The organism is Desulfobacter sp. (assembly GCA_028768545.1).
Taxonomy (GTDB): domain Bacteria; phylum Desulfobacterota; class Desulfobacteria; order Desulfobacterales; family Desulfobacteraceae; genus Desulfobacter.
Window position 1 is genome coordinate 3,766,258 of sequence record CP054838.1, and the last position, 12,731, is coordinate 3,778,988.

A 12,731-nucleotide genomic window follows, 5' to 3' on the forward strand; every position below is an offset into this window, starting at 1 on the left:
CCTTTATCCAAAAACAAGTTCACCGCCGGAAAAGCCCAGACCGACAGCCAGTAAAATCAATAAAAAATAAAATCCGGTCATTTTGTTAAACCCCGGGTTTTCAGGATCATCCTTGACAGCAATAAAAATCATGAGAATGGCCAGAAGCGCGGCCAGCACCATTTTTACAATGATCAGGGTCTCCCACTGGCCCTGGTACTTGTGCTGCCAGTCCAGATACCCTGTAAATACCGTTGGCACAATTCCCAAAAGCCCTAGGATCAGGCAATGATACCCTGTTCTGGCAAGGATTTTCAACCGAGGCACCACTGCACAGAATCTGAACACCACAGCCCCCATCACCATGCCCATGGGGATATGGGTAAAGGCAGGATGAACAGGATGCAAAAAACCGATTTGGGTTAAAAATTCAAAAATCGTTTCAGTCATGGAATCACCTTTTTGTAGTTCATTTATACTTAAGTTAAGATGCAGCCACAATTTTTAAATGGCCCTGCTCGGGCAATTAAACGGTTACAGAGATTAAAGTTATTTCTCAAACCATGGTGCGTTTTCCATGTTCCAATGGGATCTGGCATTGTCTGCCAATGGTCAAGACGAATTTGATCTATATTTTATATATAGAATCGAGCTGGGAACAAGTCAAGAAAAATTGGGGTCTTTTCATAAACACGAACAAAAAAAGTTAGCTTATTAAAACTTTTTACTTGACAACTTATCATTGGTGCGCATAATATGTCTAACACGGGACAGAATTAAAAAAGTACACAACAAACCAATCCCAGAAAAAAAGGAGAATACCATGAGCAGCCACGAACATAACTATATAGAAAGTGATGAAGAAAGAGAAGTCGGACACGAAGATACCCGCCATTTAAACTTTGAATGTGAAACTTCTGACTCCATTGGATGCGACAACGGAGTTGATGTTGCAGGATAACCCATAACCCTCGTTAAGTTTAAGTATTATATTGCTTCCGAATAAAGGCGGCGCCCCTTGCCAAGGCGCCGCCTTTATTTATTTGAAACTTGAGACAAAAGCCCCTTATCAACCCGCATGTTTCACGAAACGATTTTACTTTAGCGGCAAGGCCGCCAGGCAAAACATTTCAATAGAGGGTCTGTTTCATTGGATACAAAAACAAAGCCCATGGTCCGTCCATCCAGGTTATTGAGGGTGAAACTTGGCAATCTGCCGGGACAATGCAACCAGCCTTCCGTTTTCATCCCAGAGTTCACCATCTTCCTCCACCAGACCGCTTGAAATAAACCGGGTGGTAAATATGCCTTTGAGCCGGTCAGATGAGGGCAGTTCCCTGATATTGACCGAATATTCAATGGTGAGCACCCAGGCCACAAGCCCGTGGCGGGCAAGGACACAAGGGGGAAAACTGTCTGCAAACAGGGTCAGGGCCTCAAGGTCAACGGCCCGGGGGTCTTTAAAGCGTACCCAGCCTTTCATCACAGATCTTTGGGCCAGATTGCCCTCCATCCACCCGGCATACTCAGGATCCAGCCTCAGGTCCACCTGATCAAACAAGGAATATCCGGGCATGGACGGCACCTTTATGCACCTGTCCCATGGGGCCACATCTTCGGGCACCCCATCATAGTCCGAAGGAAAATCAATTTGACTGGGCCTTACAAAAGTTCCCATGGCCCTGATCCGTTCCCTGCCATCCTGAACGATACTTGCCTGTTTTCTTATAAAATGGGTGGATTCTCCCAGGGTGGAGACCTGGATCCGGGTCGGGCAATGAAGACACCGGTCCATGTAATTGGCCGTGATAATGGCAGCCGTGTTTTTGATACCCCCGGCCACACCCTAGCTGTCACCGGTGTTATTCCCGGGCAAATCTGCTCCCATGGCCCGGGTCAAAAGGGCCATAATATAACCTCCGTTTGCCGTGTTATTGATGGCCCATCTGTCTGACAACACCAGGGTGTGACCCCCGGCTTTTTCCGGAACCATTCTTAAATCATTGTCAAATACATGCATGGCTCAATCCCTGATATTTTTCTTTATTTCCCTTATGATGCCGGAACAGACCTGGTTGGCATCCGCCACAATGGCCACATCCGCCATTTTCATCATGGTGGCGTTGGGGTTTTTATTCACGGCCACAATAAAATCGGCATCAGAGATGGCCGCAGTATGCTGAATGGCGCCTGAGATGCCGAAGGCAAAGAGGACCTTGGGCCGGATCTGTTTGCCTGCCTGTCCCACCAGGGCATCATGACCGATCCAGTCGGCATAGACCACAGGTCTTGTGGCCCCGACTTCTGCATTCATAAGACCGGCAAGGTCGAATAATTTTTTAAACTTTCCCTTGGAGCCCATGCCCCTGCCCCCGGTGATCACAATATCCGCCTCTTCAATCCCCACAGCCTTGGCCGGTTTATATTCGGACTGAAGACAGCAAACCCTTTGTTCGGGAAGATCTTCTGGCAGATCCATGGGGATTATCTCCCCTTTGGCATTGTCATCATGGGCCAGTTCCCGGAAGGTGCCGGGCCTGACAGTGGCCATCTGGGGCCTTGCCTTGGGGGTGATGATCCTGGCGATGAGGTTGCCGCCAAAAGAGGGGGCAATCTGAACCAGACGCCCTTTTTCATCAATTTCAAGGTCAATGCAGTCTGCGGTCAAACCCGTTTTCAAGGCCTTGGCCACCCTCGGGGCAATCTCCTGACCAAATCGTGTGGCCCCGATCAAAAGAATATCAGGAGAAAATTCTCTGGCCAGGCTGGTGAGCAGAAAACTGTAAATTTCAAGGGAATATCCCTCAAGCCGGGGATGATCCATCACATATACCCGGTCAGCCCCATGGGCAATATACTCACGGGCATACTCGTCCACATCATGGCCGAACACCACGGCACAAACCTTTGCCCCGGTCTTTTCAGCCAAAAATCTGGCCCGGGCCAAAATCTGAAGGGTAACCCGGCTGCGGAAATAATTCCGGTAATCTCCAAGCACCCAGATATCTTTATTTGTTTTTTCCATTCTGACCTTCTTTCATCTCAATATCCTTGCCCATGGCAGAGCTGATAACCTTGCCATAGGTTTTAAACAATTGGTCGACCACAGACTTTGCAGCCCCTTTGAGCACTGTATTTTTCTTTTGGGTGGTGGGAGAATATACCTCTATAATTCTTGTGGGAGAATCCTTGAGCGCATTGAATTCCTTGTCAAGACCCAGCATCTTTGCGTCCACAACCGTCACCCGGGATGTTTCAAATGCCGACTGGACATCTCCAAGACAAGCATATCCCGGGGCAAAGGCCCCCTGGTCAATGGTCACAAGGCCCGGCAAATCCATTTCCAAGGTTTCTAAAAATTCATCCACATGGCGCTGTACAATCAGGGTTCGGCCTGAAAGGCTCAGGTGGGAGGCCCATCCAATGGCCGGCATATCCAGTTCACATGCCAATTGGGGGCCGACCTGTGCGGTCTCGCTGTCACTGGTCTGGGCCCCGCAGAGAATAAAATCGGTTTGGGGCTCAAACCTGCGGATATATTCGCCCAGGATAAAAGAGGTCAGGCAGGTGTCTGCTCCGGCCATCTGCCGGTCAGAGAGCAACACCCCCCGGTCTACCCCTAAAGCCACGGCCTGGTGAAGGGTTTCTTCGGCCATGGCAGGCCCCATGGACAGGGCCAGTATCCTTGTGGAAACCCCGTCTTCTGACCGGGCCTACTTGAGCTTAAGACTTGCTTCAAGGGCCAGCTTTGAACAAGGATCCATCATACCCTGGGCCAATTCCCGTTTCAGGGTCCCTGTTTTGGTATTCCAGGGCAGCTCGGATACCATAGGCACCTGCTTAATACATACAACGATATTAAAATTTTCCATTTTTTATCATCCTGATACTTGGATTGGCTTAACTTGGCCGGGTCAGCAGATCCCTGGCAATGACCATTTTCTGGATTTCACTGGTCCCTTCATAGATCTGGGTAACCTTGGCATCCCTGAAATACCGCTCCACATCATACTCCTTGGAATATCCATACCCCCCGTGAATCTGTACGGCAAGGTCGGTGACCTTTTTGGCCGTGTCACTGCAGTGAAGCTTTGCCATGGAGGCCTGGGCTGAAAATGTCCCTCCCCTGTCCTTGGCAGCCGCAGCACGGTATAGCAAAAGCCTGGAAGCCTCAATCCCGGTTGCCATCTCTGCCAGATAATTTTGAATGGTCTGGAACCTGGAAAGGGAGGAATTAAACTGCTGGCGTTCCCTGGCATAGGAAAGGGAGGCTTCAAAAGCGGCCTGGGCAATGCCCAGAGCCTGGGCAGCAATGCCGATTCTGCCGGTGTCCAGGGCTGACAAACCGATTTTCAATCCCTGGCCATGTTTACCCAGAAGATTGGTTTCAGGAATCGTGCAATCCTCAAAAAAAAGAGAAGATACCGGATTCGCCCGCATCCCGCAGAGTTCTTCAACCTCCCCCACCAAAAATCCGGGCCGGGTTTTTTCCACCACAAAAACATTGGCCACGGGTTTGCCCTTGACCCTGTTCTCCTGCTCGTCCACGGCAAAAACCAGGGCAATATCGCAGACCCCACCATTGGTGACAAAAATTTTGGTCCCGTTGATCACATAGCCTGAATCTGTTTTCCGGGCCATGGTTTCCACGCCTCCGGCATCAGAACCGGCATTGGCCTCTGTCAGGCAGAAGGCACCGATATGGCTGCCCGAGGCCATATCCGGCACCAGGCGTTGAATCTGCTCCGGCGTACCAAAGGCCAGAATGGGATATATTCCCACAGAGTTGTGAACGGTAACACAGAGCCCGAGAGAGGCAGATACCCGGGAGAGTTCTTCGATGACAATGGCATAGGAGATACTGTCCAGTCCTGCCCCACCTAAATGCCTGGGAACCTAAAGCCCGAAATAATGAAGCGGCCCCATTTTCTCTGCGATTTCACTCGGGAAACGACCTTCCTTGTCCAATTGTGCCACATGGGGCTTGATTTCAATTTCCGCAAACTCCCGGACTGTTTTTCTGACCAATTGGTGTTTCATACAGGGATTAAAATCCATTTGATCCTGCCGTAAATTTTTTATTAAACAATTAAGGCTGTGCCAAATTCGATCCCCTTGTCCTTGAATTCAGCCCAGACACACGGACGGACTATACCCTATTCCAAAGCATTTTCAAGTATTTTACAATAATCAGCCTGCCCAAGGGTCAAGGGATTTGAATCGTTTGAATTGTTGGCCACAGACATCCGGGCAATGGTCTTGTTCTGGTCCGGGCCAATGTTCAAATCAGAAAAACGCGGAATTTTCAGGCGGGAGGAAAGCGACCTGATCTCCTGGATAAAGGTTTTGGCCAGAGCGTCCTGGGGATCCTTTGCCCCGGGAAAAACGGCCTTGGCCTTTTGGGCCATGCCGGCGATTTTGGCAAGATCCGCCATTTTCCCCTTGCAGGCCAGCAAATTATAGGCCAGCACATGGGGAAGAAAAATGGAATTGGCCACCCCGTGGGGAACATCGTAAAGCGCCCCAATGGATTCTGAAATACAGTGGACCGCAGTCACATCTGAATTACCAAAGGCAAACCCTGCAATGGTGGAGCCCATCATGAGGTTTTCCCGGTCAAGCCGGTTATTTTCAATATCTGCCCAGGCCTTTTCCAAAGATCCCAAAATCAATTGCACAGCCCTGGCCGCACAGGTATCGGTAACCAGGGTGGCAGGTTTTGACAAATAGGCCTCCACAGCATGGGTTAAGGCATCAAGGCCTGTGGAGGCAATAATGGATTTGGGCAGGCTTGAAATCAGATCCGGGTCCACAATGGAGACACAAGGATACATCCGTGACCCTTTGATGCTCATCTTAAATTTTCGGTTTACATCGGTGATCACCGAGACCCAGGTCACCTCTGACCCTGTGCCGCAGGTGGTGGGAATGGCCAAAAAGGGTAAAGGATCTGAAGTGTACTTTTCCCTGCCTTCATAATCTTCAATATTCCCCCCATTGGTCACCAGCAAAGCCAGGGCCTTTCCAGCATCCAGGGGGCTGCCCCCGCCAAGGCCGATGATCAGGTCTGGTTTATCCGTTCTCAGGGCCGCGGCAATCTGGTTAATGGTGTTGGATTTGGGATTGGCTTCGATCTGATCAAACACCCTTGCACCGGGCAAAAGATCTGTTACCCGGTCCACAAGTCCTGCCTCAGCAACACCTTTATCCGTAATAATGACTGAAGATTTGGCCTTTAACTCTTCTGATACAATAGATTTGAGCTGTTCAATCTGGCCAGGTCCAAAATAGAGTTTAACCGGCATGTGAAATAGCATTTACCCTCCTCGATCATTTAAGCCTTTTAAATTTAATTGGCCTGCATTAAACTCTTTTTGAACAAATCCTGCAAGGTCAAATTCGGTAAAAAAGGCCTTGGAATAATTGATAAACAAAAGAGACATACGACTTTAAGTCAAAGGAAAATTAAATGAAAATTAAGATCACCTATTGCTCGGTCTGAAACTACCAGCCCAAAGCTGCCGGTCTGGCAGCCCTCATCAAAGAACAGACAGGCATCGTTGCCGAACTTGTCCCCGGTGCCAACGGTATCTATGAGATTGTTGCTAACGATACTCTTGTATTTTCAAAGCATGCCTCGGGCAGATTCCCGGAAGACAAGGAGATCATGGATCAGCTGTTAAAATAAACCTATTTTGCTGTTCTCATAAAAAAAAGGGAGAGATTGCCCGGACAAAAACGTGGAAAACCTTACAGGTTTATATTTTCCAACTAAAACAGGCTGCCGGGTAACCCTGGCAGCCTGTTTTCAGAAAAGGAAAAAAAGATGAAAAAATTAATTTAATTTGTATAAAAGCAATCCTTGTGCCAAGTCCTTTTTAAATATCTTAAAACAAAGCTAAATCATTGTTTTTATTGAAAATAAAAACATTAGGCTTTCTTTTCTATCCGATTTCACCCGTTTTCCGGTGGGAATCCATGGATATTGCGGACAATTTTCAGTCTAAAAGTTCAAAATTTTGAACTCCATAAAGACCCGTCCAGGCCTGTGTCAGGGTAACCAGCTTAAATTACGATAAAATCAACAGGTTCAAACCTGTGAATCCGGCCGCTGCTTTAAAATTCACAGATTTGAACCCGGCCATGGTCCAAGATCAATTCACCCGGGGGCATAAAAAAACAAACCCCCGGCAGGCTCGATGGCCTGCCGGGGGTAAAAACAACTAAAGGTTTAATTAATACTTATAATGCTCTGACTTAAACGGACCGTTTACCGGAATTCCAAGGTAATCTGCCTGTTCCTGGGTGAGCTTGGTCAACGTAACGGAAAGATTTTTCAAATGAAGCCTTGCCACTTCTTCGTCCAATTCCTTGGGCAGGGTATAGACCTTTGCCTCAAGATCTTCCTTGGCCAGTTTAATCTGGGCCAGGGTCTGATTTGAAAAAGAGTTGCTCATGACAAAACTGGGGTGACCTGTGGCGCAGCCAAGGTTGACCAGCCGGCCTTCTGCAAGCACGATAATCGAGCGGCCGGATGCCAGGGTCCATTTGTCCACCTGGGGTTTGACAACAATCTTTACGGCCTTGGGATGATTTTCCAGGTATGCCATATTGATCTCATTGTCAAAATGGCCGATATTGCAAATAATGGATTCATCCTTCATCATCTCCATATGTTCTCCTGTGATCACATGGTAGCTGCCCGTGGCCGTGACAAAGATATCTCCCCGGGTGGCGGCATCTTCCATGGTAACCACCTCATATCCTTCCATGGCCGCCTGGAGGGCGCAGATGGGATCGATCTCAGTGACCAGAACAATGGCGCCATACCCTTTCATGGAAGCGGCACATCCCTTGCCCACATCACCATACCCTGCCACGACAACGGTTTTGCCGGCAAGCATCACATCGGTTGCCCGCTTGATACCGTCGGCCAGGGATTCCCGGCACCCGTAAAGGTTGTCAAACTTGGATTTGGTAACCGAATCGTTGACATTGATGGCCGGAAACAAAAGTTCTTTTTTGGATGCCAGCTGATAGAGGCGGTGAACCCCTGTGGTGGTCTCTTCTGAAACCCCTTTGATCTTTTGGGCAATCTCTATCCAGCGCTGGGGATCCCGGGCCTGGGAAACCTTGAGGCGGTCCATAAGGCACCGTTCGTCCTGGCTGTGGGTCTGTGTTTCAAGTATAGAGGGATTTTTTTCCACTTTTACACCCTGGTGAACAAAAAGGGTGGCATCCCCTCCGTCATCCACGATAAGATCCGGGCCGGACCCGTCAGGCCAGATCAAGGCCTGTTCTGTGCACCACCAGAACTCGTCCAGGGTTTCTCCTTTCCAGGCAAAAACAGCCGCAGTCCCTTTTTGGGCAATGGCGGCAGCTGCATGATCCTGGGTGGAAAAAATATTGCAGGATGCCCAGCGGATATCAGCGCCCAGCTCGTACAGGGTATCAATGAGCATGGCGGTCTGGATGGTCATGTGAAGGCTGCCCATGATTTTCAGGCCCTTGAGAAGTTTTTCAGGACCGTACTTTTCCCTGATGGCCATGAGTCCGGGCATTTCCTTTTCAGAAAGCTGCATGTCCTTGATTCCGTCCTCGGCAAGGGAAATATCCTTGACCTTGTATTTTAATGAAAGGTCAAGATCTATAAAATCAGGGATTTTCCTTGGCTCTAGCATATGGTAACTCCTTGTGCTTTGAGTGTTTTGTCTATAAGGTTATTTTTTAAATCAATAAATAGTAAACCCCAGAGCGTTACTCGTAAATTTAAGGCCGCCTGATCCGGCATTGGTCAAAACCCATCACACCTTGTCAGACAGCCTTTTTTAGGGGGTTGTCAGGTTTATAATCCTGCCAGAGTTCTGATCTGGTCAGCTTTGATGGTTCTTTCCCAGTAAAAGTCAGGGTCTTTACGTCCAAAATGGCCATAGGCTGAGGTCTTTCTGTAAATGGGACGCAAAAGGTCCAGCTCCTTGATAATGCCGGCAGGCTTTAAGTCAAAAACCTCTTTGACAATCTCAACCGCACGGGCTTCATCAATTTTGCCTGTGCCCATGAAATCCACCATCATGGACACCGGCTCTGCCACACCAATGGCATAGGCCACCTGAACCTCGCACTTGTCTGCAAGACCTGCTGCCACAAGGTTTTTGGCTACGTAACGGCCCATATAAGAGGCAGATCTGTCCACCTTGGAAGGATCTTTTCCGGAAAAACATCCGCCGCCGTGGCTGCCCTGGCCCCCATAGGTATCGACAATAATCTTACGGCCGGTAACCCCGCAGTCGCCCATGGGACCGCCAACCACAAAACGGCCGGTTGGATTAATGAAAAACCGGGTATCTCCGTCCATCATATCTTCAGGAATCACTTTTTTAATGACTTCTTTAATTATGGCCGCCTTAAGGTCATCATGGGTGACATCGGGAGAATGCTGGGTGGAAATCACAACGGTATCCACCCGTTTAGGCTTGCCGTCCACGTACTCGATGGTCACCTGGGATTTGCCGTCGGGCCGGAGAAAATCAAGGGCACCGTTCTTTCGGACCTGGGTCAGGCGGTTGGTGAGTTTATGGGCATAAATAATGGGCATGGGCATGAGTTCTTCGGTTTCATTGGTGGCAAACCCGAACATCAGGCCCTGATCACCCGCGCCCTGCTCTTTAAACAGCCCTGCGCCTTCGTCAACACCCTGGGCAATATCACGGGACTGCTGATCAATACTGGTGATGACAGAGCAGGTCTGCCAGTCAAATCCCATGGTGGAAGAGTTGTATCCGATATCTTTAATGGTATTTCTGACCACTTCGGGAATATCCACATAGCAGTCTGTGGTGATTTCGCCGGCCACCATGGCAAGGCCTGTGGTCACCAATGTCTCGCAAGCCACGCGGCAGTTTTTGTCCTCTGCCATGATCGCATCCAGAATGGCGTCTGAAATTGCATCCGCCACCTTGTCTGGATGACCTTCGGTAACAGATTCAGATGTAAACAAAGATGAAAGTTTCTCTGACATGCCGTCTCCTTATGATTAGGGGTAATTTTATAAAAATCTGATATATTTTATATATGTTACGCATACAATATCACCGTAAGATATAGGCTGTTTCCATAAAATTGTCAATACTTTCAAAAAAATATATCAATATATGTTCATGTTTGTATAAAGAGTAAAAATCCCTTGACAACCAAGCCCCACCTTTTATGATGCATGATAAATTTATAACCTGAATTAAAAATGGAGAATCATAATGTCCAGCACCAGAATCACCGGAATCGGCGCGGCATTGGTGGATGTCCTCATCAATGAAACCGATGGTTTTTTATCAGCCCTCGGCAAAGAAAAAGGGGGGATGACCTATGTGGTTGATGCCGACCACCAGGCGATTTTATCCCAAACAGACCAGACACCCATTGTCGTTCCCGGGGGGGCGGCCTGCAACACCATCCTGGGGGTGGGAAAATTGGGCGGTAAATCACGGTTCATCGGCAGGCGGGGAAAAGATGCCTATGGTGAAAATTTTGAAGCCCAAATTCTTGCCTCTGGAGTGGACCCGAAACTAAGCCTGTCTAAAACGCCTACAGGCAAGGTGCTTTCCGTGGTTACCCCCGATGCCCAGCGTTCCATGTTCACAGACCTTGGCGCATCCACAGAGATGGACCCTGCATCTATTACGTCTGAATTGTTTGAGGATACCGCCATTGCCGTGATTGAAGGGTATCTGCTCTTTAACCCGGATCTCATAACGGCGGCCATGGAGGCGGCAAAGGCAGCCAATGCATTAATCGCCCTGGATCTGGCAAGTTTTGAGGTGGTGGAAGCATCCAAAGAGATCCTGCCGGACATGATCGAAAAGTATGTGGATATTCTCATTGCCAACGAAGATGAAGCCTTTGCATATACAGGTCAGAAAGATGAAAAAAAAGCGCTGGATATCCTGGCCCAAAACGTGACCTACGCGGTTCTCAAGGTGGGCAAAGATGGCAGCTATGTTAGGTTTCAAAACTCAACCACTCAAATTCCCCCGGTTTCAGGCAATGATCCCAAAGACACCACAGGGGCGGGGGATTTATGGGCTGCAGGCTTTTTATACGGCATTGCCCATGGATATTCCATTGAAAAAAGCGGGCAGCTTGGATCGGCCTGCGGTTATGAAGTCTGCCAGGTCATGGGCGCCCAGATACCTGACACGGCCTGGGAAAAAATCCAAAAGTTAAAATAATCGGCCCGATCAAAGATCAAGCCTGTTCTTTGATAACCGAGTCTGTAAAATAATGGGGAAAGGGCCCTGCCCTTTCCCCATTTTTCATCCTCCCCCCTGACACATTGTGATTTGCTGATCTCTCATTCTGGGTTCAAGGCTTTATCCCTTGAACCGGCCATGGGATTTGGGGTATTTATACTAAAAATCAATTCACAATTTATGAACGATTTATCCTCTGCACAAACGTTTGCAGGGAATGAAAATTGACCGCATTCACTGACTGGACGAAAAAACCAATCGGTGAAGCAAACCAATGGACATAGATACAAGATGAACGAGACACGGCTTTTTATCACAGGCACCCAGCGTCTGTTCAGGGAAAGCCTGGTGAACACCGTTGCAAGAGAGGATGGGATACAGGTGTCAGGAGAGGCGGACTCAGGCCTTTCCACCATTGACTCGGTTGCTTGCCTCGCCCCTGATATCCTGATTCTCGAAACAGCCTTGCCGGATATGAACGGGATGGAAGTCGTACGTCAGATCATATCCCAAAATCCAAAAATCAAAATTATTGCCCTGTCCAAAACCGCAAATCCTGAATTTGTCTGGGGTATGATTAACCTGGGCATTTCCGGATACCTGCTCAGATCCTGTCCTTTAAAAGAGTTGATCACAGCGGTCAGGATCGTTGCAAAAGGCGAAATCTATCTCAGTGCTGCCGTTGCAGGCTCTGTGGTTAAAAACATCTTGGACCAAAAGGTTGCCAATCCCATATTTTCCATCCTTTCAAACCGGGAAAGGGAGGTACTCCAGCTCATTGCAGAAGGCTACAAACCCCAGGCCATTGCCCAAAAATTATTTATCAGTCCCAAAACAGTACAAACCCACCAATCCAACCTGAAAAAAAAATTAAAACTCAACAATACGGCTGAACTTACGAAATATGCGGTATCCAAAGGAATTACCACTCTTAATTTCATCATCAAGGGCCGGCCCGCCACCAAATAAACAAGCCGTTTTGATCTTTTCAACTTAACTTTATTATTCAACTAAGATTTTTTACCTAATAAAATAGGGTTTTCCCTGATTGCTTTATTTCTCTTTCTGGTATTAATTGGGTACATGCCAAAGAGATATGATCAGGGTCCAAAATCATCAGGGCACCTCCACTGATCATTTTTCGCATCGGCCGTGCAGGGATGGCACCCCCTGCACGGTCGTTTGCAAACCAAAACTGCAGGATCCTCAAACCGATGATCAAGTCTGAAAAACACCGCCTATTCTGAGTATTCCAAAAGAGGGAATCTGATCCGGACAGACGTGCCCAATACGCTGCCGCTGCTGGTATCGGGCAAATATGTTCACGAGGTCACACCGCAACACTTTTTGATATATGAAAAAAAACAAAACAATGATGTGGCCCAGAAAATATTGCCCGCATCAAACCAGCACCCTGAAGGATGGCAGTGCAAACAGATGGTCTCTTCTGTCCAAAGGATAAATTTGACAACCGCAGAAGCCTATGAGCCTGCAGAATAACCCGCT

Annotated in this window: 12 protein-coding genes and 2 pseudogenes; 5 read left to right on the forward strand and 9 right to left on the reverse strand. The window is 48.3% G+C overall.

Annotated elements, in window-relative coordinates; all coding sequences use genetic code 11:
* Positions 1 to 3 precede the first annotated feature (3 nt).
* Complete coding sequence (locus HUN05_18240) at positions 4 to 429, reverse strand: hypothetical protein (GenBank protein WDP86823.1); 426 nt, start codon at positions 427 to 429, stop codon at positions 4 to 6.
* Between the two features lie 373 nt (positions 430 to 802).
* On the opposite strand from HUN05_18240, the gene HUN05_18245 reads away from it, so the two are divergent.
* Entirely contained in the window at positions 803 to 940 is a 138-nt protein-coding gene (locus tag HUN05_18245) for a hypothetical protein (GenBank protein WDP86824.1), read from the forward strand.
* A gap of 228 nt (positions 941 to 1,168) precedes the next feature.
* Here the strand turns inward: HUN05_18245 and HUN05_18250 are convergent, their stop codons facing one another.
* From HUN05_18250 to HUN05_18275, 6 genes and pseudogenes are all read right to left on the reverse strand, one after another.
* The gene (locus HUN05_18250; GenBank protein ID WDP86825.1) at positions 1,169 to 1,822 is read right to left on the reverse strand and encodes a thioesterase family protein; all 654 of its coding nucleotides are present in this window, start codon (positions 1,820 to 1,822) and stop codon (positions 1,169 to 1,171) included.
* A 3-nt stretch (positions 1,823 to 1,825) separates the two neighbouring features.
* The gene (locus HUN05_18255; GenBank protein WDP86826.1) at positions 1,826 to 1,999 is read right to left on the reverse strand and encodes a hypothetical protein; all 174 of its coding nucleotides are present in this window, start codon (positions 1,997 to 1,999) and stop codon (positions 1,826 to 1,828) included.
* A 3-nt stretch (positions 2,000 to 2,002) separates the two neighbouring features.
* Entirely contained in the window at positions 2,003 to 3,004 is a 1,002-nt protein-coding gene (locus HUN05_18260) for an electron transfer flavoprotein subunit alpha/FixB family protein (protein WDP86827.1), read from the reverse strand.
* Positions 2,988 to 3,851: pseudogene (locus HUN05_18265) on the reverse strand (electron transfer flavoprotein subunit beta/FixA family protein). The gene HUN05_18260 and the pseudogene HUN05_18265 overlap by 17 nt, the downstream one beginning before the upstream one ends.
* Positions 3,852 to 3,879: 28 nt before the next feature.
* Positions 3,880 to 5,037 (reverse strand): annotated as a pseudogene (locus tag HUN05_18270) (acyl-CoA dehydrogenase family protein).
* 98 nt (positions 5,038 to 5,135) lie between these two features.
* On the reverse strand, positions 5,136 to 6,296 hold the full coding sequence (locus HUN05_18275) for an iron-containing alcohol dehydrogenase (GenBank protein ID WDP86828.1): 1,161 nt from the start codon (positions 6,294 to 6,296) through the stop codon (positions 5,136 to 5,138).
* A gap of 209 nt (positions 6,297 to 6,505) precedes the next feature.
* Between HUN05_18275 and HUN05_18280 the strand changes: the two genes are divergently transcribed.
* Positions 6,506 to 6,667 (forward strand): hypothetical protein, encoded by a 162-nt coding sequence (locus HUN05_18280; protein ID WDP88130.1) that lies wholly within the window; start codon positions 6,506 to 6,508, stop codon positions 6,665 to 6,667.
* Between the two features lie 547 nt (positions 6,668 to 7,214).
* Here the strand turns inward: HUN05_18280 and HUN05_18285 are convergent.
* Positions 7,215 to 8,660, reverse strand: a complete 1,446-nt coding sequence (locus tag HUN05_18285; GenBank protein ID WDP86829.1) for an adenosylhomocysteinase — start codon at positions 8,658 to 8,660, stop codon at positions 7,215 to 7,217.
* A gap of 164 nt (positions 8,661 to 8,824) precedes the next feature.
* Positions 8,825 to 9,997 carry a methionine adenosyltransferase gene (locus HUN05_18290; GenBank protein WDP86830.1) on the reverse strand — a complete coding sequence of 391 codons (1,173 nt, stop codon included), beginning with the start codon at positions 9,995 to 9,997 and terminating at the stop codon, positions 8,825 to 8,827.
* 235 nt (positions 9,998 to 10,232) lie between these two features.
* On the opposite strand from HUN05_18290, the gene HUN05_18295 reads away from it, so the two are divergent.
* From HUN05_18295 to HUN05_18305, 3 genes are all read left to right on the forward strand, one after another.
* Positions 10,233 to 11,204, forward strand: coding sequence for an adenosine kinase (locus HUN05_18295; protein WDP86831.1), 972 nt, complete (start codon positions 10,233 to 10,235; stop codon positions 11,202 to 11,204).
* 312 nt (positions 11,205 to 11,516) lie between these two features.
* Positions 11,517 to 12,194: a response regulator transcription factor gene (locus tag HUN05_18300; protein WDP86832.1), complete on the forward strand. Its 678-nt coding sequence runs from the start codon at positions 11,517 to 11,519 to the stop codon at positions 12,192 to 12,194.
* A 378-nt stretch (positions 12,195 to 12,572) separates the two neighbouring features.
* Complete coding sequence (locus HUN05_18305) at positions 12,573 to 12,725, forward strand: hypothetical protein (protein ID WDP86833.1); 153 nt, start codon at positions 12,573 to 12,575, stop codon at positions 12,723 to 12,725.
* Positions 12,726 to 12,731 lie beyond the last annotated feature (6 nt).

Coding starts and splice junctions, on each gene's coding strand:
- HUN05_18240 (WDP86823.1), bottom strand. CDS start 429: ATGACTGAAACGATTTTTGAATTTTTAACCCAAATCGGTTTTTTGCAT.
- HUN05_18260 (WDP86827.1), bottom strand. CDS start 3,004: ATGGAAAAAACAAATAAAGATATCTGGGTGCTTGGAGATTACCGGAAT.
- HUN05_18300 (WDP86832.1), top strand. CDS start 11,517: ATGAACGAGACACGGCTTTTTATCACAGGCACCCAGCGTCTGTTCAGG.
- HUN05_18255 (WDP86826.1), bottom strand. CDS start 1,999: ATGCATGTATTTGACAATGATTTAAGAATGGTTCCGGAAAAAGCCGGG.
- HUN05_18295 (WDP86831.1), top strand. CDS start 10,233: ATGTCCAGCACCAGAATCACCGGAATCGGCGCGGCATTGGTGGATGTC.
- HUN05_18285 (WDP86829.1), bottom strand. CDS start 8,660: ATGCTAGAGCCAAGGAAAATCCCTGATTTTATAGATCTTGACCTTTCA.
- HUN05_18275 (WDP86828.1), bottom strand. CDS start 6,296: ATGCTATTTCACATGCCGGTTAAACTCTATTTTGGACCTGGCCAGATT.
- HUN05_18290 (WDP86830.1), bottom strand. CDS start 9,997: ATGTCAGAGAAACTTTCATCTTTGTTTACATCTGAATCTGTTACCGAA.
- HUN05_18245 (WDP86824.1), top strand. CDS start 803: ATGAGCAGCCACGAACATAACTATATAGAAAGTGATGAAGAAAGAGAA.